General features: G+C 73.9%; 21 protein-coding genes. 11 read left to right on the top strand and 10 right to left on the bottom strand.

All coding sequences use genetic code 11. From position 1 onward, the window contains the following. The first annotated feature begins 22 nt into the window (after positions 1-22). The 3 genes from DCS98_RS00570 (at position 23) to DCS98_RS00560 (ending at position 2,189) form a co-directional block, all read left to right on the top strand. Positions 23-196, top strand: coding sequence for a DUF1059 domain-containing protein (locus DCS98_RS00570; protein WP_116449421.1), 174 nt, complete (start codon positions 23-25; stop codon positions 194-196). A gap of 297 nt (positions 197-493) precedes the next feature. After that, positions 494-778, top strand: coding sequence for an HU family DNA-binding protein (locus DCS98_RS00565; protein WP_116449420.1), 285 nt, complete (start codon positions 494-496; stop codon positions 776-778). A 154-nt stretch (positions 779-932) separates the two neighbouring features. Continuing rightward, positions 933-2,189 carry a serine hydrolase domain-containing protein gene (locus tag DCS98_RS00560; protein ID WP_116449419.1) on the top strand — a complete coding sequence of 419 codons (1,257 nt, stop codon included), beginning with the start codon at positions 933-935 and terminating at the stop codon, positions 2,187-2,189. 74 nt (positions 2,190-2,263) lie between these two features. Here DCS98_RS00560 and DCS98_RS00555 read toward each other — a convergent pair whose 3' ends face one another. Then, on the bottom strand, positions 2,264-2,725 hold the full coding sequence (locus DCS98_RS00555) for a MaoC family dehydratase (RefSeq protein WP_116450080.1): 462 nt from the start codon (positions 2,723-2,725) through the stop codon (positions 2,264-2,266). Positions 2,726-2,820: 95 nt separating this feature from the next. Here DCS98_RS00555 and folP point away from each other — a divergent pair, with 95 nt between their 5' ends. From folP to DCS98_RS00535, 4 genes are all read left to right on the top strand, one after another. Then, a complete protein-coding gene (gene folP / locus DCS98_RS00550; RefSeq protein WP_241036975.1) occupies positions 2,821-3,657 on the top strand; it encodes a dihydropteroate synthase in 837 nt (278 codons plus the stop codon). 170 nt (positions 3,658-3,827) lie between these two features. Then, positions 3,828-4,208 carry a VOC family protein gene (locus tag DCS98_RS00545; RefSeq protein ID WP_116450079.1) on the top strand — a complete coding sequence of 127 codons (381 nt, stop codon included), beginning with the start codon at positions 3,828-3,830 and terminating at the stop codon, positions 4,206-4,208. 10 nt (positions 4,209-4,218) lie between these two features. Beyond that, complete coding sequence (locus tag DCS98_RS00540) at positions 4,219-4,644, top strand: PaaI family thioesterase (protein ID WP_116449417.1); 426 nt, start codon at positions 4,219-4,221, stop codon at positions 4,642-4,644. Between the two features lie 87 nt (positions 4,645-4,731). Continuing rightward, a complete protein-coding gene (locus tag DCS98_RS00535; protein WP_116449416.1) occupies positions 4,732-6,330 on the top strand; it encodes a 4-coumarate--CoA ligase family protein in 1,599 nt (532 codons plus the stop codon). Between the two features lie 22 nt (positions 6,331-6,352). Here the strand turns inward: DCS98_RS00535 and DCS98_RS00530 are convergent, their stop codons facing one another. Next, entirely contained in the window at positions 6,353-7,300 is a 948-nt protein-coding gene (locus DCS98_RS00530) for an AraC family transcriptional regulator (protein ID WP_116449415.1), read from the bottom strand. A gap of 151 nt (positions 7,301-7,451) precedes the next feature. On the opposite strand from DCS98_RS00530, the gene DCS98_RS00525 reads away from it, so the two are divergent. Beyond that, complete coding sequence (locus tag DCS98_RS00525; protein ID WP_116449414.1) at positions 7,452-8,117, top strand: NAD(P)-dependent oxidoreductase; 666 nt, start codon at positions 7,452-7,454, stop codon at positions 8,115-8,117. 44 nt (positions 8,118-8,161) lie between these two features. Next, the gene (locus DCS98_RS00520) at positions 8,162-9,154 is read left to right on the top strand and encodes an NAD(P)H-quinone oxidoreductase (RefSeq protein ID WP_116449413.1); all 993 of its coding nucleotides are present in this window, start codon (positions 8,162-8,164) and stop codon (positions 9,152-9,154) included. Here the strand turns inward: DCS98_RS00520 and DCS98_RS00515 are convergent. From DCS98_RS00515 to DCS98_RS00505, 3 genes are read right to left on the bottom strand one after another with little or no spacing between them, the layout of a single operon-like run. Next, positions 9,151-9,777, bottom strand: coding sequence for an anti-sigma factor family protein (locus DCS98_RS00515; RefSeq protein WP_116449412.1), 627 nt, complete (start codon positions 9,775-9,777; stop codon positions 9,151-9,153). The two genes, DCS98_RS00520 and DCS98_RS00515, sit on opposite strands and share 4 nt — an antisense overlap. Next, positions 9,774-10,298 carry a sigma-70 family RNA polymerase sigma factor gene (locus DCS98_RS00510; protein WP_116449411.1) on the bottom strand — a complete coding sequence of 175 codons (525 nt, stop codon included), beginning with the start codon at positions 10,296-10,298 and terminating at the stop codon, positions 9,774-9,776. Before DCS98_RS00510 ends, DCS98_RS00515 begins: the two co-directional genes overlap by 4 nt. 4 nt (positions 10,299-10,302) lie before the next feature. Further along, positions 10,303-10,809 carry a COG4315 family predicted lipoprotein gene (locus DCS98_RS00505; protein WP_206340036.1) on the bottom strand — a complete coding sequence of 169 codons (507 nt, stop codon included), beginning with the start codon at positions 10,807-10,809 and terminating at the stop codon, positions 10,303-10,305. A 129-nt stretch (positions 10,810-10,938) separates the two neighbouring features. Here DCS98_RS00505 and DCS98_RS00500 point away from each other — a divergent pair, with 129 nt between their 5' ends. After that, complete coding sequence (locus tag DCS98_RS00500) at positions 10,939-11,487, top strand: bacterial proteasome activator family protein (RefSeq protein ID WP_116449410.1); 549 nt, start codon at positions 10,939-10,941, stop codon at positions 11,485-11,487. A gap of 117 nt (positions 11,488-11,604) precedes the next feature. Beyond that, on the top strand, positions 11,605-11,877 hold the full coding sequence (locus tag DCS98_RS00495; protein ID WP_206340035.1) for a DUF4190 domain-containing protein: 273 nt from the start codon (positions 11,605-11,607) through the stop codon (positions 11,875-11,877). Between the two features lie 57 nt (positions 11,878-11,934). Here the strand turns inward: DCS98_RS00495 and DCS98_RS00490 are convergent, their stop codons facing one another. From DCS98_RS00490 to DCS98_RS00470, 5 genes are all read right to left on the bottom strand, one after another. Then, entirely contained in the window at positions 11,935-13,572 is a 1,638-nt protein-coding gene (locus DCS98_RS00490; protein ID WP_116449408.1) for a methyl-accepting chemotaxis protein, read from the bottom strand. 103 nt (positions 13,573-13,675) lie between these two features. Beyond that, positions 13,676-14,479 carry a Cof-type HAD-IIB family hydrolase gene (locus DCS98_RS00485; protein WP_116449407.1) on the bottom strand — a complete coding sequence of 268 codons (804 nt, stop codon included), beginning with the start codon at positions 14,477-14,479 and terminating at the stop codon, positions 13,676-13,678. Positions 14,480-14,490: 11 nt separating this feature from the next. Beyond that, positions 14,491-15,399, bottom strand: coding sequence for an HAD family hydrolase (locus DCS98_RS00480; protein WP_116449406.1), 909 nt, complete (start codon positions 15,397-15,399; stop codon positions 14,491-14,493). Beyond that, positions 15,396-16,691, bottom strand: a complete 1,296-nt coding sequence (gene serS, locus DCS98_RS00475; RefSeq protein ID WP_116450077.1) for a serine--tRNA ligase — start codon at positions 16,689-16,691, stop codon at positions 15,396-15,398. The genes DCS98_RS00480 and serS overlap by 4 nt, the downstream gene beginning before the upstream one ends. A 46-nt stretch (positions 16,692-16,737) precedes the next feature. Next, positions 16,738-19,533, bottom strand: coding sequence for a response regulator (locus DCS98_RS00470; RefSeq protein ID WP_164704305.1), 2,796 nt, complete (start codon positions 19,531-19,533; stop codon positions 16,738-16,740). Between the last annotated feature and the right edge of the window lie 85 nt (positions 19,534-19,618).

The raw sequence follows: 19,618 nt of genomic DNA, 5'->3' as shown, positions 1-19,618 counted from the left end.
CACGACGACAAGGAGTCCACCCATGAAGACCTTCGCCTGCGGAGACGTCATCCCCGGTTGCGGCGCCAGCTTCTCGGCCACCGACGAGGACGGCATCTTCAGCCAGGTCGCCGGCCACGCCGCCGCCGACCACGGCGTCACCGACATCACCCCGGAGCTGGTCGCGGCCGTCCGGAGCCACATCCACAGCATCTGAACCACCGCCCTCGGAAGGGGCCACGACGACGACCGGGTGCAGCCGCACCCGGTCGTCGGCGTTTCCGCAGGTGGTACGGATGAGGTCCACGTGTCGTCCGGGGGCCTTCCGGGGACCCCTGGGTGGCCAGACCGCAGGCGGGCATGGCACGGTGCCCGGGGTCAGCTTTCCCGGAATTCCGGGCGGCGAGCCCGCCCCGCGCCCAGCGCAGGGGCACCCGGGGGACCCCCGCCGGGAGCTGGAACCGGCCGCGTGCCGAGCCCTGGCACCCGCCACCGCACACACGAGAGGAACCTCATGAACAAGGCCGAACTGGTCTCCGCCATCGCCAAGCGCGCCGACGTCCCGGCCTCGACCGTGGACTCGGTCCTCGCCGGGCTGCAGGAGGAGCTCGTCGACGCGATCACCCGCGGCGAGAAGGTCGCCGTCTCCGGCCTGCTGACCGTCGAGCGCACGCAGCGCTCGGCGCGCACCGGCCGCAACCCGCAGACCGGCGAGTCGATCGACATCCCCGCGGCCAACACCGTCAAGGTGACCGCCGGCTCGAACCTCAAGAAGGCCGCCAGCTCCGTCCCCGTCTGATCGGGACGCGGGACCACGCGTCCCGCCGAGCACTGCCTCCTCCGCCGTCGGGCGGCTGCCTGACCCGTGTGGTCCGGCCCACAGCGTCGTGGGTCAGGATGCGGGTGCAGGAGCCGCCCGACGGCGGACGGCGTTGTGGCACCCGGAGGTACCCGTGGGCAGTGACCTGACCGTCAGCACCGACCCCGCCGAGGTCGGCTTCGACCCGGCCCGCCTCGGGCGGCTCGACCGGCGGCTGGCCCGCTGGGTCGACGACGGCCAGCTCCCCGGCTTCCTGGTCACCGTCTCCCGCCACGGCCGGCTCGTGCACGTGGGCCGGCAGGGCCTCCGCGACGTCGAGAACGGCCTGCCGGTGGAGGAGGACACCCGCTGGCGCATCTACTCGATGACCAAGCCGGTCACCTCGGTCGCGGCGATGATGCTGTACGAGGAGGGCGCGTTCGAGCTCAACGACCCGATCGCGAGGTGGCTGCCCGAGTTCGCCGAGACCCGTGTCTACGTGGCCGGCTCGGCGATGAAGCCGGTCACCGCCCCGCAGGTCGAGCCGATCCGGGTGTGGCACCTGCTCACCCACATGTCCGGCCTCACCTACGGCTTCCACCACGCCCACCCCGTCGACGCGATGTACCGCGCGATGGGCCACGAGTGGGGGACCCCGCCCGGGGCCGACTCCGCCGAGGTCTGCCGGCAGTGGGCCTCAGTCCCCCTGGTCTTCCAGCCCGGCAGCGAGTGGAACTACGGCGTCAGCACCGACGTCCTGGGCCGGCTGGTGGAGGTGGTCTCCGGCCTACCGCTGGACGAGTTCTTCGAGCAGCGGATCTTCGCGCCGCTCGGCATGCGCGACACCTCGTTCGGCCTGCGTCCGGACGACGACCCCGAGACGCTCGCCAAGCTCTACCTGGCCGCCCCGGGCCGGCCCGGTGGAGCGGCGACCGGGATGACGTTCAACGCCGCGTTCGACGCGGCGGCCCGCTCGAAGCCGGCGTTCCTGTCCGGCGGCGGCGGGCTGGTCTCGACCGCGGGCGACTACCTGCGCTTCGTCGAGCTGCTGCGCCGTGGCGGCTCCTACGACGGCGGGCGGCTGCTGGGCCCGCGGACCATCGCGCACATGGTCCGCAACCACCTCCCCGGCAACCAGGACCTGGAGACGTTCGGCCGCCCCCTGTTCGCGGAGACGCCGCTGCGCGGGGTGGGCTTCGGGCTCGGCTTCTCGATGGTCATCGACCCCGCGCGGTACGGCGTCGTTGCGAGCGCCGGCGACTACAGCTGGGGTGGTGCGGCGTCCACGGCGTTCTACGTCGACCCGGTCGAGGACGTGACGGTCAGCTTCTACACGCAGCTGCTGCCCTCGAGCACCCTGCCGATCCGCGGCTACCTGCGCGCGCTGGTCAACCAGGCCCTCGTCGACTGATGAAGGACCCCCGTGCCCCCCACCGCTCGCACGCTCGCGGCGGGCCCCTGCACGGGGGCCGACAGCGCTCCGCGCTACAGGTAGCGGCGGTAGACGACGGTGGCGACCATCGCCGGCTTCGTGCCGCCCTCGACCTCCATCGTGACGCCGAGGTTCATCGCGATCCCGCCCTCGAAGGGGGTCGCCGACTCGAGCGTGGCGCCGGCCCGCACCCGCGCGCCCACCGGCACGGGCGAGGGGAAGCGCACCTTCTCCGTGCCGTAGTTGACCCCCATGCGGAAGCCGGTGATCTCGACGATCTGCGGGACCAGCGAGGGGATCAGCGACAGCGTCAGGTAGCCGTGCGCGATCGGACCGCCGAACGGGCTCTCCTTCGCCGCGCGCTCGGGGTCGACGTGGATCCACTGGTGGTCGCCCGTGGCCTCGGCGAACCGGTTCACCTGCTCCTGGGTGATCTCCACCCAGTCGCTGTGGCCCAGGTGCTGCCCGACCAGGCCCTGCACGCCTTCGATACCCGCGACGGTGGTCTGCGCCATCTGCCCTGTCCCCTCCGAGTCGGTCTGGTTGGCTGACTCCACCACACGGTCGTCGGCGGGGAGGGAACGGGTTGCTCCGGATCGGTGCGCTGGACGTGCCCGACGGTGCGTTCGTGCTGATGGCGATCGTGAACCGGACACCTGACTCGTTCTACGACCGCGGCGCCACCTACGCCATGGATGCGGCCGTGGCGCGCGTGGACCAGGTGGTCGCCGAGGGCGCGGACATGGTCGACGTCGGCGGTGTGAAGGCCGCCCCCGGCGACGAGGTCGACGCCGCCGAGGAGATCCGCCGGACCGTCGACCTCGTGGCCGCCATCCGCGCGGCGCACCCCGCGCTGCCCATCTCGATCGACACCTGGCGCGCCGAGGTCGCCCGCGAGGCGCTCGCCGCCGGTGCCGACGTCGTCAACGACGCCTGGGGCGGCGTCGACCCCGACCTGGCCGGCGTGGCGGCGGAGGCGGGCGCCGGCATCGTCTGCACGCACGCCGGCGGTCTCCCGCCGCGCACCCGGCCGCACCGCGTGCAGTACGACGACGTCGTGGCCGACGTCGTCGGGCGGACGACGGCGCTCGCGGAGGCCGCGGTGGCCGCGGGCGTGCACCGCGAGCGGGTGCTGGTCGACCCGGGGCACGACTTCGGGAAGAACACGCGGCACTCGCTGGAGGCGACCCGCCGCCTGGACGAGCTGGTCGCGACCGGCTGGCCGGTGCTGGTGGCGCTGTCCAACAAGGACTTCGTCGGGGAGACCCTCGACGTCCCCCTGGAGGAGCGGCTCACCGGCACGCTGGCGACGACCGCCGTCAGCGCCTGGCTCGGGGCCCGGGTCTTCCGGGCGCACGACGTCCGCGCGACCCGGCAGACGCTGGACATGGTCGCCTCGATCCGCGGCGACCGCCCGCCCGCGAGGACCGTCCGCGGCCTCGCCTGAGGGCCGTGATGATCAGGTCGGCTGATCGTTCCGGGTCGTAGCTCACGGTGGACGCTGAGCCAGGTCCCTGAATGGTGAGCCAGGACGGCGTCGCGGGGCCCTTCCACGCCTCCCACCGCGGGTCTAGCCTGCGCCGCGTCGGTATCCGGACCACCCCCGAGGAGGCCGCCATGAGCGGTCGGGTCGTGCACTTCGAGGTCCCGTTCGACGACGGTGACCGGGCACGTGGCTTCTACAAGGACGCCTTCGGCTGGCAGGCGGTGGAGATGCCCGAGATGGGCTACACGATCGTGATGTCGGGCCCCAGCGACGACAGCGGTCCCACCGAGAAGGGCTTCATCAACGGCGGCATGCTCTCCCGCTCGGACGCGGCCACCAGCGGGCCGGTCCTCGTGGTCGACGTCGACAGCATCGACCGGACGCTCGCGAGGATCGGGGAGCTGGGCGGCGCCACCGTCGTCGGCAGGACACCGGTCGGCGACATGGGCTTCGCGGCCTACTTCACCGACCCCGAGGGCAACGTGATGGGGCTCTGGGAGACCGCTCGCTAGTTTCCCCTGCATGGCCGCCACCGGGTTCCACACCGCCGACGAGCTCAACGCCCTCCTCCCGGGCACCTTCCCCGGGCTGCTCGGCATCGTGATCGACACCCACGAACGCGGCCGGCTCACCTCGCACCTCGACGTCCGGCCCGAGCTGCTGGCGCCCAACGGCTACCTGCACGCGGGCACGGTCGTGACGCTGGCCGACACCAGCTGCGGGCTGCCCACGCGCGCCCTGCTGCCCGAGGGGTCCAGCGGCTTCACCACCATCGAGCTGAAGAGCAACCACCTCGGGACGGCGCGGGAGGGCCGGATCGCCTGCACGGCGACGAACGTCCACGCGGGCCGGACGACGCAGGTCTGGGACGCCGTCGTCACGAACGCGGAGTCCGGGAAGACGATCGCGCTGTTCCGGTGCACCCAGTCGGTGCTCTGGCCGCGGTGAGACGGCCGATCCCGCGGGCAACCCCCTTGTGGCGCCCGACACGCCAAGTGTGAGACTGGCGCCACACCAGCACCGAGGAGGAGCACCGTGGCCCTGGCCAGCCCGTATCCCGATGTCGAGATCCCGAACCTGTCGGTTCCCGAGTTCGTCCTGGCAGCGGGCAAGGAGCGGCCCGACGCCCCGGCCCTGATCGACGGCCTCAAGGGTGACGTGATCACCCACGGCCAGCTCGCCGCCTACGTCGACCGGGTGGCCGCGAACCTGCATGCCCGCGGGCTGCGGAAGGGCGACGTCGTCGCCGTCTTCTGCCCCAACACGCCCTGGTTCCCGGTGGTCTTCCACGGGATCGCCGCGGCCGGCTGCGTGATGAGCCCGATCAACTCGCTCTACACGCCCGACGAGATCGCCTTCCAGCTGAAGGACTCCGGCGCCAAGATCCTCATCACGATCTCGCTGTTCCTCGACCGCGCCTCGGCGGCTGCCGAGAAGTCGCCGGTCGACGAGATCGTCGTCCTCGACGGCGCGGAGGGGCACGCCAACCTGTTCGACCTGCTGGGTGCTGACGCCCCCAGCGTCCAGGTGGACATCGACCCGGCCAACGACCTGGTCACGCTGCCCTACTCCAGCGGCACGACCGGCCTGCCCAAGGGCGTCATGCTCACCCACCGCAACCTGGTGGCGAACGTGGCCCAGTGCCGGCCGCTGATCAACCTCGGCGAGGACGAGCGGATCATCGCCGTCCTGCCGTTCTTCCACATCTACGGCCTGACCGTGCTGATGAACCAGGGCCTGGCGTGGGGCGGCGCCGTCGTCACGCTCCCCCGCTTCGACCTCGAGGACTTCCTGCGCACCATCCAGGACCACAAGATCACCCGGGCGTTCGTGGCGCCCCCGATCCTGCTGGCCATGGCCAAGCACCCGGTGGTCGACCAGTACGACCTGTCGTCGCTGACGTCGATCCTGTCCGGCGCGGCCCCCCTGGACGAGCAGCTCGCGCTGTCGGCCCAGAGCCGGCTGCGCAAGGGCGCCGACGACGGCGTCACCGTGGGCCAGGGCTACGGCATGACCGAGCTGTCGCCGGTCTCCCACACCACGCCCGACCCCGGCTGCGAGCCGCCGGGCGCGAGGTCCGACGTCCCCAAGGGGTCGGTCGGCTACGCGGTGCCCAACACCGAGTGCCGGCTGATCGACCCGGGCACGGGCGAGGACGCCGCCGCAGGGCAGAGCGGCGAGCTGTGGATCCGCGGCCCGCAGGTGATGAAGGGCTACCTCAACAACGAGGAGGCCACCCGCAACACCGTCGACGCCGACGGCTGGCTGCACACCGGCGACGTCGCGGTGGTCGACGACGAGGGCCGCTACACCGTGGTGGACCGCGTCAAGGAGCTGATCAAGTACAAGGGCTACCAGGTGGCGCCGGCCGAGCTCGAGGCCGTGCTCATCGGGCACCCGGAGATCGCCGACGCCGCGGTCATCGGCGTCCCGGACAAGGAGAGCGGCGAGGAGCTGCCCAAGGCCTTCGTCGTCCGCGCCCCGGGCTCCGAGATCTCGGAGGAGGCGGTCATGGAGTACATGGTCACCAAGGTCGCGCCGCACAAGAAGGTCCGGTTCGTCGAGTTCATCGACGCGGTGCCCAAGTCGGCCGCCGGCAAGATCCTGCGCAAGGACCTCAAGGCTCGCGCGTGAGCCCGGGTGCGGGGCCGGTCGGCTACCCCGGCCGGCCCCGCACCGTCACCGGCGGGACGCCCGTGACCCGCTTGTAGGCCCGGGAGAAGGCCGCCTCCGACTCGTAGCCGAGGGTGCGCGCCAGCTCGTTGACCCGCGCGCCGCGCGCCAGGGCGATCGTGGCCACGTGCATCCGCCAGCGGGTGACGTAGCGCAGCGCCGGCTCGCCGGCGAGCTCGGTGAACCGGGACGCGAAGGCCGACCGCGACATCCGCGCCTCGCGGGCCAGCCGCTCCAGCGTCCAGGCGGCGCCGGGCTCGCGGTGCACCATCGCGACGACGCGGCCCACCTGCGGATCGCGCAGCGCCCGCAGCCAGCCGGGGCCGGTCCCGCCGCCGTCCAGCCACCCCCTGATGGCCTGGACGACGACCACGTCGGCCAGGCGGGTCACCACTGCCTCGGCACCCGCGCGGTCGTGCCGCACCTCGTCGGCGATCATCCCCAGCAGCACGGGCAGCCAGCCGCCGCGCGCCGCGTCGCTGCGCACGAGCAGCACCGGCGGCAGCAGATCCAGCAGGTGGGCGACGCCGGGGCGCTCCGGTTCGACCACCCCGCAGACCAGACGGGAGGGCGCTCCCCCGCCGCCCACCCGGAGCACCGAGTAGTGCTCCCCCAGGTAGTCCTGCGGCAGCAGGTCCGCCCGTCCCGCGATCGGCGCGCCGGCGCCGCTGCGCAGCAGGTGACCCCGACCGTGCGGCACCAGTGCCAGGTCGCCGGCGCGCATCTCGTGGACGTCGCCGCCGACCTCGAGCAGGCAGCTCCCCTCCGTGACGACGTGGAAGCTCATGCACCCGGCCAGCGCCGGCATCTCCACACCCCACGGGGCGCTGCCCTCGGCGCGGCAGTAGAAGGTGCCGCGGATGCGCAGGTCGGCCAGCACCTCGCCGAGGGGATCGACGGGCGTCCAGGGCGCCGCCGGAGCTGCGGTCATGCCCCGACCCTGGCCGGTCGGGCACCGAGCGTCCAGGGCAGCTGGACGATCGGTCATGCCGTCTGGACGGGCAGCCGTTTCCGTGACCGCGCGTCCCCGCGACGGTGGACGCACCGGTCGCAGGGGCCGGCACCCGAGGGAGGAGCAGGTCATGAGGGTTCTGGTCGTGGGCGCGACGGGCGGTTCGGGGCGGGCGGCCGTGGCCGCCCTGCTGGCGGAGGGGCACGAGGTCACCGCCTTCGCCCGCCGGGCGGGCGAGGTGTTCGGCGGGAGGGACGACGTCCGGCCGGTGGACGGCGACGCGACGTCGGCGGCCGACGTCGACCGCGCGGTCCGGGGGCAGGACGCCGTCGTGGTGACCCTGGGCATCGCCGAGAGCGCGCTGCGGGTGCGGCTGCGCGGCAGCAGGGGCACACCGCTGGACGTGCGCTCGCGCGGCACCGCCACCGTGGTCGCCGCCATGCAGCGGCACGGAGCGCGCCGGCTGGTCGTGCAGTCGTCCTACGGCGTGGGCGAAACGCGGTCGCTCCTGCCGTTCTCCTCGCGCCTGGTGTTCGCGCTCGTGCTGCGGCCCCAGATCGCCGACCACGAGGAGCAGGAGCGGATCGTCCGCGCCAGCGGCCTGGACTGGACGCTCGTGCAGCCGGTCTACCTCACCGACGGCGACGAGCCGGCCGCCGTCTCCACCACGGGCGGCACGGAGACGATGACCGTCTCCCGGCGAGCCGTCGGGGGCGTCCTGGCGCGGCTGGCGGCCGGCGGCGACGACGTCGGCCGCTGCGTCTCGGTCTCCGGTGCGGCGCTGGTCGCGGCCTGAGCCCCACGGGGACGCCGAGGGGCCGCTCCTCCTAGGGTCGACCCATGCGTGCGGTGACGGTGCCCGAGCCCGGCGGACCCGAGGTGCTCACCTGGGCGGAGGTCCCCGATCCCGTCTGCGGCCCCGGCGAGGTCGTCGTCGACGTCGTGGCGACGGCGGTGAACCGGGCCGACCTGCTGCAGCGGCAGGGGTTCTACCCGCCGCCCCCCGGGGCCAGCGAGATCCTCGGCCTGGAGTGCAGCGGGGTGATCAGCGAGGTCGGCGAGGGCGTCACCGGCTGGTCGGTGGGCGACGAGGTCTGCGCGCTGCTGGCCGGCGGCGGGTACGCCGAGCGGGTCGCCGTCCCGGCGGTCCAGCTGCTGCCCCGTCCGGCAGGGGTGGAGCTGGCCACCGCGGCCGCGCTCCCCGAGGTGACCTGCACCGTCTGGTCCAACGTCTTCCAGCTGGCCGGCCTGCAGCGGGGCGAGACCTTCCTCGTCCACGGCGGCTCCAGCGGCATCGGCACCATGGCGATCCAGCTCGCTGCCCGCGCGGGCGCCCGTGTGCTCACCACCGCGGGGACGGCGGCCAAGCTCGACGTCTGCCGCGAGCTGGGCGCCGACGTCGGCATCAACTACCGCGACCAGGACTTCGCCGAGGTCGTCGCCGCAGAGACCGGCGGGCGCGGCGTCGACGTCGTCCTGGACAACATGGGCGCGAAGTACCTGGGCCGCAACGTCGACGCCCTCGCCGTCGGCGGCCGGCTCGTCGTCATCGGCATGCAGGGCGGCACGAAGGCGGAGCTGGACATCGCGAAGCTCCTGGGCAAGCGGGCGTCGGTGCACGCCACCGCGCTGCGCTCGCGCCCGCCGTCCGGGCCCGGCGGCAAGGCCGGCATCGTGGCCGCCGTCCGGCACGACGTCTGGCCGGACGTCGAGCGCGGCGTCGTCCGCCCGATCGTCGACCGGCGGCTGCCGATGTCGCGGGCCGGCGAGGCCCACGCGGTCGTGGAGGCCAGCGAGCACGTCGGCAAGGTGCTCCTCCTGCCGGAGGACTAGAGGTCCAGCCGCACGAGCTCCCGCCCGCCGTCGCCGAGCAGCACCACCTCGTCCAGCGCACCCGGGTCGACGGTCGTCCAGCCGACCCACCGGCCGTCCCCGGCCGGCGACGTGGGCCACTCCCCCGCCGCGTGCCGGTCGCCCTGGTCGTCCACGGCGACCATCGTGCAGATCTCCCCGGCCCGCAGGCCCGCGACCGTGATGTCGAGCGCGGTGCCGTCCCCGTCGGCGCTGGCGCTGACGGTGGCCCGGACCGGGCCGGCCGACGCCGAGCGGCTGCGGGCGTCGTCCCCGGCCAGCTGACCGGCCACCCCGGCGCCCAGCCCGACGGCACCCACGAGGGCGGCCGCGACCAGCAGGAGCCTCGCCCGGGAGCGACGGGCCGGCCGGACGTCGGCGGCGGCCGCGACGCGGTCGAACAGGCCGGCCGACGGCGCCACGGCCACCGGCTCGAGGGCCTCGTGCGGCACCCGGTCGAGCAGCGCCGGGAGGCCCTCCAGCTCGGCGAGCTCCGCCGCGCACTCCGCACAGCTGTCGACGTGCTCCTCCACCGCCCGTCGCTCGTCGGGCCCGAGGGCGCCCAGGACGTACGCGCCGAGCGCCGGCGCCTCCCGGCAGGTCACGTGGTCACCCCCCGTTCGGCGAGCGCCAGCTTGAGCGCCCGCAGCGCGTAGTAGCAGCGGGACTTCACGGTGCCCGGCGGGATGCCCAGCACCCGGGCGGCCTCGGCCACGCTGCGGCCCCGGTAGTAGGTCTCCACGATCACCGCCCGGTGCTCCTGCGACAGCGCGTGCAGCGCGTCGGTCACGACGATCCGGTCGAGGGTGGCCTCGACCTGGTCCATCCCCGGGAGGACCGCCAGCGCCGCGTCGCCCACCTCGGGCGGGCGTGCCCGCCGGGCGCGGTGCGCGTCGACCGCGATGTGCTGCGCGACGGTGAACAACCAGGGGCGCAGCGACCGGCCGTCCTGGTCGACCCGGTCGAGGTTGCGCCAGGCACGCACGAGGGTCTCCTGCACGATGTCCTCCGCGCGCGCCCGGTCGCCGTCGGTGAGCCGCAGGGCGTAGCCGAGCAGGACCGGGGCGTGCTCCTCGTAGAGGGCCCGCAGGCTCTCCTCCGCCGAGACCGCCCCGCGCGCCCGCACCCGCTCAGTACCCCGGTACCGGGGCCGGCTCGGACGGCGCCGCGGTCAGCTTCGCGCCGTCCGGGGAGACGACCCACCAGACGCCCTGCACGCCCTGTCCCGTCACGTCGCCAGGATCGGCATCGCCGGCGTAGGTGTACAGGGGCATGCCGTCGAGGGTCACCTGACGGGTGCCGTCGCCGCGCTCGATGGTGCCCACCTCGCCGTTGACACCGGCGGCCTCCGGGTTCTGCTCGTCCGCGGGAACCGCCGGCCAGTTCTCCAGGCAGGTGCCCTCGCAGGCGCTGCTGCCCGATCCGGCGGTGTCCCTGTCGAAGACGTAGACGGTGCGCCCCTCGGCGTCCACCACGATCTCACCCAGGTCGCTGTCCGCGGTCGAGAGGACGCCGTCCGAGGCGGCTGTGCTCGAGGGCGCCGTCGCCGCGTCGTCCCCGCCGCCGTCCGATCCGCACCCGGCCGCGGCGAGCAGGACCACGGCGATGCCCGCCGCCGGCCTCCAGGTGGTGCGCACGGCGCCTCCTCCCTCCCCGGCGGACCCCGGACGGCCACCGTCCCCCTCAGCACGGCGCGCGGCGGCGATCGGTTCAGCTCGCCCGGGACCACGCGTCCGCGGCTCGCGGGGGCGGTGCAGGATGGAGCCATGACTGCACCCGGGAACGGCAGCGAGCGCCCCCAGCAGGTCGTCGTCGTGGGCCCCGACGGGCAGCCGGTCGGCGCCCTGGCGGTCCCGCAGGGCGGGGACGACGGCGACGGCCCGCCCGGCGTCGGGGAGATGGTCGAGCAGCCGGCGAAGGTGATGCGGATCGGCACGATGATCAAGCAGCTGCTGGAGGAGGTGCGCGCCGCTCCGCTCGACGACGCGAGCCGCAACCGGCTGCGCGACATCCACGCCAAGTCCATCCGGGAGCTGGAGGACGGCCTCGCGCCGGAGCTCCGGGAGGAGCTGGAGCGGATCACGCTGCCGTTCACCGACGGGGAGACGCCGTCGGACGCGGAGCTGCGGATCGCCCAGGCGCAGCTGGTGGGCTGGCTGGAGGGTGTGTTCCACGGCATCCAGACGGCGATCTTCGCCCAGCAGATGGCCGCCCGGGCGCAGCTCGAGGAGGTCCGCCGCAAGGCGCTGCCCGGCGGTCAGGGGCCCGGCGGCCAGCAGCCGGACTTCCGGCCCGGTGGGGGCCAGTACCTCTGACGGGCGGCACCGTGTCGCCCTGACGGGTGAATGCGGTCCCCGCTGGTTTCGCCCGGACGGCCGGTGCCGACGTCTGCCGTCGCGACCGGAGACTCCGGTCACCGAAGCGGAGGACCCGTGACCACCGAGCACTCGACCACCCCCGCCACGAGGACCGGGCAGAACGGCCTCGCGGTCGCCTCGCTCGTCACCGGCATCGTCGGCATCGTCTTCGCCGTGCTCTTCGCGATCATCGGGCTCGCGCTCGGTGTGGTGAGCGTGGCGCTGGGCGGCGTCGCCCGGCGCAACGGGACCCGCAGCGGGCAGGCGACCGCCGGCCTGGTCTGCGGGACCGTGGCGATCGTCGTCGCGATCGTGAACATGGTGATCGCCTACAACGTCCTGACCTGAGCCCGGACGCGCGACGGCGCCGCACCCCGGTCCGGGGTGCGGCGCCGTCGTCGTCCGTCAGACGGTGAAGCGGCTGACCGCCTCCTGCAGCTCACCGCTCATGCGGGCCAGCTCGCCGGCGGCGCGCTGGGCGTCGGCGACGCGCTGGTTGGTCTCCTGCGTGCCGGCGGCCAGCCCCGAGATCGCCGCGGCGATGCCCTGGGTGCCGCTGGCCGCCTCGGCGACGTTGCGGTTCATCTCGTTGGTCGTCGCCGTCTGCTCCTCGACCGCCGCGGCGATGGTCGCCTGGAAGTCGTTGATCTCGCCGATGACCGAGCTGATCTGGCTGATCGCGTCGACGGCGCCGGCGGTGTCGGCCTGGATCGCCTCGACCCGCTTGGAGATGTCCTCGGTCGCCCGGGCGGTCTCCTGCGCCAGCTCCTTGACCTCGCTGGCCACGACGGCGAAGCCCTTGCCGGCCTCCCCCGCCCGCGCCGCCTCGATCGTGGCGTTGAGCGCCAGCAGGTTGGTCTGCTCGGCGATGCCGTTGATCAGCTTGATGACCGTGGCGATCTCCTGCGAGGAGTCACCGAGCTTGCCGACCGTCCGCGTCGTGTTCTCCGCGACGTCCACGGCCTGGCTGGCCACCCGGCTGGCCTCGCTGGCGTTCTGCGAGATCTCCCGGATCGCCGACTCCATCTGCGACGAGCCGGTGGCCACCGTGTCGACGCTCGAGGCGACCGCGCCGGCGGAGGACACGACCTCGTCGGCCTGGCCGGCCGCCGTCTCGGCGTTGCTCCGCATGCCCTCGGCCGCGGCGTTGAGCTGGGTCGAGGCGGCGGCGAGGCGGGTCGAGGAGTCGTTGACCAGGACGAGGACGTTGCCGATGGCGTCGAGGGTCTCGTCCAGGGAGGCGGCCATCTCGCCGAGCTCGGCGCCACCGGTGCGGCCGGCGCGGACGGTGAGGTCGCCGGCGGCGACCTGGCCGAGGATCTCGCGGATGCGCTGCACCGGGCGGGTCACGCTGCGGGAGACCAGGACGGCGAGGACCACGGAGACCAGCAGGCCGACCACGATGATGACCAGCGTGAGCGTGCGGGCGCTCTCGTAGGCGTCCTGCGCCTCCGCGGCGGTCTCCCTGGCGGTGGCCTGAGCGGCGTCGGTGGCGGCGACGAGCGAATCGGCGATGATCGCCTCCTGCTCGTTCATCTGCCCGATGGTCTGCATCATCGCGGCGGGGTTGCCCGTCATGCCGGCCTGCAGCTGCGCGAGCAGTCCCATGTAGGTCTCCACGCCGGCGCCGAACTCGGCGAAGGCAGCGGCCGCGTCCGGCGACAGCGGCAGCTCGGCGACCTCGGCCGTGTGGTCGGCGATGGTCTGCGCCATCTCGGCGGCCTTCTGCTGGGAGGCCTGGATGCTGGCGGCCGGCAGCGAGGGGATGGCGGCCCGGGCGGTGTAGGCCGAGAGCTCCCACCAGTCAGCCTGCAGGGTGCGCAGCCCGTCGAGCGGCTCGGCGCCCTCGTCGAAGACCTGCTGGGCCTGGTCGCTGAGCACGCCCATGCGCTGGATGCCGAAGGCGCCGATGCCGACCGTGGTCAGGGCGACCACGAGGATGGCGCCCAGCACGCGGCTGCGGAGGCCGAAGCCACGCCGGCCCGACGTCTCCGTGGTCACCTCGTCCGCCACCGGGTGGCCGGCGTCCTGCGTCTGATCCATCTGCTGCTCGCTCTCCTGAGTCGGCACCCAGCGTGCCCGTCGCTTCGCTTTCGGCAACTGCGTGGCGAAGTTCAGCCGGACGAGCGCGACGAGCGCGCCGGCTTCAGAGAGACGCGAGGAAACGGGCGACGCCGTCGTCGTCGTTGGTGCCGGTGACGTCCGTGGCCACGGCCATGAGGTCGGGGTGCGCGTGCGCCATGGCCACGGCGCGGCCGCCAGCGGCCCGGACCCACTCGAACGCCGCGATGTCGTTGGGCATGTCCCCGAACACGACGACGTCCTCGGGCCCGACGCCATGGCGGGCGGCGACGCGGGCGAGCCCGGATGCCTTGGTGATGCCGGCCGCCGAGATCTCGGCCAGGGCGTCGCTCGAGGAGTGGGTGACCGTCGCCCGGTCGCCGACGACGTCCTCCACCATCGCCACGAACTCGTCCCGCGGCAGGTCCTCGTGGCGGGCGAGCAGCTTGGCGACCGGCTGGGTGGTCATCTCCTCGAGCGTCGCCTCGGCGACGCCGGGCGCGTCGACGTCCCAGCGCGGCTTGTAGATCGGTTCGTGACGGAACTCCAGCCCGTACTCGACCGCGAACCAGGTGTCCGGCTGCCGCCGGCGGAGCTCGGCGGTGACCGACGTCAGGACGTCGGGGTGCAGCGGGTCCTCGTGGACGATCTCGAAGCGCTCGAGGTCCATGATCACCGCGCCGTTGCAGCAGACCGCCGTCCCGTAGCCGAGGACCTCGCGGATGCGGACCATCCAGCGCGGCGGACGGCCGGTCGCCAGGACGACCGGCACGCCGTCGGCCCGCCAGCGCTCCAGCTCGGCGACAGTGGCGTCGCTGACCGTGTCGTCCCAGCGCAGCAGCGTGCCGTCCATGTCGCTGGCGATGAGCCGGGGCCTCCAGTCAGACATCGCGCACCCGGTCAGACATGCAGGACCGCTTCCAGGTAGCGGGCCACGCCGTCGGCGTCGTGGCCGCTGGTGACCCCGGTCGTCGCGGCCCGGACGGCCGGGTGCGCGTTGGCCACGGCGACGGCGCGCCCGCCGGCGCCGGCCACCGCGCCGATCATCGGGAGGTCGTTGGGCATGTCCCCGAACACGAGCACGTCGCCGAATCCGACCCCGTACCGCTCGAGGGCGATCGCCAGCCCGGTGGCCTTGGTGATGCCGGGCGGGAGCACCTCGATGAACCCCAGCCCGGCGTGCGTCACCTCGGCGTCGGCGGGGTCGACGACCCGCTGCGCGCGCGCCAGGAGCTCGTCCTGCCCGAGGGCGGCGGAGCGCAGGAAGACCTTGAGGACGGCGCCGGGCGGCAGCACCTCGTCCTTGGGCAGCAGGTGCGCGGGCTCCGGGTAGGGCCAGTCGAAGCCGTGCTGCACGCGCAGCGGCCCGGAGACCTCGCTCTGCTCCGAGGCGTCCTCGACGGCCATGACCAGGTCGCCGGCGACCGCCTCGATCCGCTCGATGACCGCCTGGGCCTGCTCGCGGGGCAGCCCGACGGTCCGCAGCACCTCGTCGCGCTCCAGGTCGACGACGAACCCACCCTGGGCGAGCACCGCGATGCCGCGGCCGTCCAGCGCGGCACGGACGCTGTCGAGCAGGCGCGGGCCCCGGCCGGTGACGCCGACGACCGGGATGCCGGCGTCCCAGCACGCCTCGAGCGCCGCCCGCGTGCGCGGGCTGACCTCGCCGTCGCTGTCGAGCAGCGTGCCGTCGAGGTCGCTGGCGACCAGCTTGGGCCGCCAGCCGTCCATCTCGCCGAGGTCGATCACCCGGTCTGCATCGGGCAGGACGCCGTAGGCCTTGAGCGCCTTCGGCCGCTCCCGGGTCATGCGGGAGGCACCGCGGCCGCGAGCGTCATCCCGGGGGCGAGCTCCTCCACCCCGCCCAGCCACGGCCGCAGCACCGTCGGCACGTGCACCGAGCCGTCGGCGCGCTGGTGCACCTCGAGGAAGCAGGCGATGGTGCGGGCGATCGCGCACAGCGTGCCGTTGAGGGTCGCCGCCGTCTGCGGCTTGCCGTCCTCGTCGCGATAGCGGATGTTCAGCCGCCGGGCCTGGAAGGTGGTGCAGTCCGAGGTGCTGGTGAGCTCGCGGTAGGTGCCCTGCGTCGGGAACCACGCCTCGATGTCGTACTTGCGGGTGGCGCTGGTGCCCAGGTCGCCGGCCGCGATGTCGACCACCCGGTAGGGCAGCTCCAGCGCCTGGAGGAACTCCTCCTCCCACTGCAGCAGCCGCAGGTGCTCGGCCTCGGTGTCCTCGGGCCGGCAGAAGCTGAACATCTCGACCTTGTCGAACCAGTGCACGCGGATGATCCCGCGGGTGTCCTTGCCGTAGGAGCCTGCCTCGCGGCGGAAGCAGGACGACCAGCCGGCGTAGCGCCTCGGCCCGGCGGAGAGGTCGAGCACCTCCTTGGCGTGCATCCCGGCCAGGGCCACCTCGGAGGTGCCCACGAGGTACAGGTCGTCGCGCTCGATCCGGTAGACCTCCTCGTCGTGCTCGCCGAGGAAACCGGTGCCCTCCATCGCCTCCGGCTTCACGAGGGCGGGAGCGACGACGGGGGTGAAGCCGGCGGCCACGGCGCGGCTGATCGCGAGCTGGGCGAGGGCGAACTCCAGCAGGGCGCCCGGACCGGTGAGGAAGTAGAAGCGGGCACCGGAGACCTTCGCGCCCCGCTCCATGTCGATGGCGCCCAGCGCCTCGCCGATCTCGATGTGGTCGCGCACCGGGAAGTCGTAGGTGGGCACCTCGCCGACGGTCCGGATCGTCACGGCGTCGTCCTCCCCGCCGGGTGGGACCTCGTCGGCCACGACGTTGGGGATCTTCAGGTGCGCCTCGCGCAGCGCCGCGTCGGCCGCGCGCTGCGCCTCCTCGGCCTCCTTCACCTCGGCGGCCAGGGCCTTGGCCCGCTCGAGCACCGCCGGGCGCTCCTCCGGGGTGGCCTTCTTCACCGCCTGCGAGGCGTTCTTCTGCTCGGCCCGCAGGTCGTCGCCCCGCTTGACCGCCTCGCGGCGGGCGGCGTCGGCGGCGAGGAGCGCATCGACGAGGGACTCGTCGGCCCCCCGGGCGCGCTGGCTGGCACGGACGACGTCGGGGTTCTCACGCACGAGCCGGAGGTCGATCACGCACCGATCGTAGGTGCCGGGCTGCGGGGGCCCGCCCACCCCGAGGTCACCGAGCGGCGGCGCTCAACCGCGCGACGGCCTCCTCCACCCGTCGGGCCTCACCGGGCAGACCGGCCAGGGCGGCCACGACGTCGGGCGACGCGCCGTCCGGGGCCTCCTGCAGGGATCGGCAGAGGTCGGCCAGCCCCAGTGCTCCCATCGCCGCGCTGCTGCCCTTGAGCCGGTGCGCCAGGCGGGGCACCGAGTCCTCGTCCTCCTCGGCCCACCGGCCGGCGTCGGCGGCCTCCGCGATCGCGGTGACCGCCGGGCCCAGGCTGGCGAGGTACTTCTCGTACAGCTGGCCGAACGCGGCGTCCCCGAGATCGCGCAGGTCCTCGACGGTCTCGGGGTCCAGCGGGTCGGACCCGCTGCCCGACGGCTCGGGCGACGGCGCGGCGGCTCGCTCGAGGTCCCCCGTCCACTGGCGCAGGGCCTGGTCGAGGGTCGCCATGCGGACCGGCTTGGTCAGGAAGTCGTCCGCTCCCGCCTCGAGGAAGGACGCCCGGTCGCTGGCGAGGACGCTGGCCGTGACGGCCACGATGTAGGGCTGCGGACCGGGCAGGCACCGGATCGCGGCGGTGGCGTCCACTCCTCCGAGGACCGGCATCTGGGCGTCCATGAGCACGACGTCGTACTCACCGGCGCGGACGGCGTCCACGGCCAGCTCACCGTTGACCACGTGATCGCAGTCGTGCCCGAGCTGCGCCAGGTAGAGGCTCATGAGCTGGGCGTTCACGGCGTGGTCCTCGGCGACGAGGACCCTGAGGCGGCGGCCCGGCTCGCCAGGCCGGGGCGCCGGCACCACGCCGCCGACGCGAGGGCCGCGCCCCTCGCGACGCACGGTGCCCGTCGCCAGCGCCGAGCGCACCGTCTGCTCCAGCCGCTCGGGGCGGACCGGCTTGTGCAGACGGGCGGCGAACAGCGCGGCCCGGTCGGCGGACACCGAGGCGGAGCTGCTGAGCAGGATGAGCGGCATCGATGCGCCGCCGTCGGTCTCCCGCAGCCGGGCGGCCACCTCGTCGCCGTCCATGTCCGGCATGTGCAGGTCGAGGAGGCAGGCGTCGTACGGCGGGTCGGCCGCCACGCGGGCGAGGGCTTCGGCGCCGCTGCCGACCAGCACGGGGACCGCCCCGTAGCCGACCAGCTGGTGCTCGAGGATCCGCAGGTTCGTCGCGTTGTCGTCGACGATCAGCAGGCGTCGCCCGGCGAGTGTCTCCGACGGCGACGTCGGCTCCGCGGCCGGCGCCACCTCCAGGTCCATGGTCACCGTGAAGGTCGAGCCGCTCCCCGCGGCGCTCTCCACGGCGATGTCACCGCCCATGGCGGCGGCGATGCGCTGGCTGATCGCCAGGCCGAGCCCGGTGCCCCCGTACGACCGGGTGGTCGACGTGTCCACCTGGCTGAACGAGCGGAACAACCGGTGCTGCTGGTCGGCCGGGATGCCGATGCCGGTGTCGGACACGGCGATCGAGCTACGCAGCCTGGAACCGGTGACCTCGCCGCTCACGCGGATCAGGACGTGGCCGGAGGCGGTGAACTTCACCGCGTTGCCGACGAGGTTGATGACGACCTGCCGCAGGCGGGCCCCGTCGCCCAGCACGCGCCACGTCCCGCCCGCGGGGATGTCGACCAGCAGGTCGAGTCCCTTGCCCGCCGCCTGGGGGGCGAGCAGCTGCGCGACGTCGTAGACCAGGTCGGACAGGTCGAAGGGCGCCTTCTCGAGGTCCAGCTCGCCCGCCTCGATCTTGGAGAAGTCGAGGATGTCGTTGATCAGCGTCAGCAGGCTGTCGCCGCTGCGGGACACGGTGTCCAGGTGGCCGCGCTGCTCCTCGGACAGCTCCGTCGTCAGGAGGATGTCGGTGAGGCCGAGGACGGCGTTCAGCGGCGTCCTGATCTCGTGGCTCATCGTGGCCAGGAAGGCGGTCTTCGCCTGCCCGGCCCTGACTGCCTGGTCGCGTGCGGCCACCAGCTCGCGCTCACGCGCCTCGACGAGGAGATTCCGGTCCCGCAGCGCCTGGCCGAGCACGTTGACGTCACCCGCGATGTCCCGCAGCTCGGCCGGGCCCGTCTCGGGAACCCGGCTCTCCACGTCACCCGCGGCCAGGGCCGACAGGGAGTCCCGCACCCGCTGCGCAGGCGGGAGCAGCGTCTCGGCGAGCCGCCGGTTCGCACGGCGCACCGCGACCGCGACGACGAGGCTCACGAGGACGCTCGACGCGGCCCCGACCAGGACGAGCATCGTCCGCTGGTCGCTGGCCCGCTGCCGCCGGTCCTCGACGAGCACCCGCACGTCGGCCTCGACCGCCCGGTACCGGTCGAACAGCCGCTTGTCCTCGCGGAGCAGGTCGCTCAGCGCGGCGGCGTCACCGAGGGCCGGCGGGCCGGCGGACGTCGACGTCGCCCACTCCTGGATGAAGGCCTGCTCAGCTGCCTGGAGCCTCGCGACGTGCTCGGCGAGGTCCGGCTCCTCCTCCGCGAGATCGCGGAGGGCGGCGTCGGCGCGCTGCAGGTCCTCCACGCCCTTCCGGTACGGCTCGAGGAAGCGCGACTCCCGGGTCACCAGGAAGCCGCGGAGACCGGTCTCCTGGTTCAGCATCGCGATGTGCCCCTCCTGCAGCGCGCTGAGGACGTCGTTCGCGCGGTCGACCCGCGGGCCGATGACCGTCAGGACCACCACGGCGAGGGCCACCGTCGCCAGCGTCACCGTCGTCAGCGCGGCCAGCCCCACCAGGAGCGGGCGCCGGAGGAGCGCCCGGAGCGGACGCGGGTCGGCATCGGCACGACGAGGTGTGGAGAGGGGCACGCGGAGGTTTCGGCCGCCGGCGCACCGGTGTGAAGGCGAGACGGGCGCTACAGCTCCCGGCCGGTCGTGCCGATGCCGGTTGTGC

Origin of the sequence: Blastococcus litoris, assembly GCF_003075095.1 — a bacterium.
GTDB lineage: Bacteria > Actinomycetota > Actinomycetes > Mycobacteriales > Geodermatophilaceae > Blastococcus_B > Blastococcus_B litoris.
This window is presented reverse-complemented; position numbering and strand designations above follow the sequence as displayed.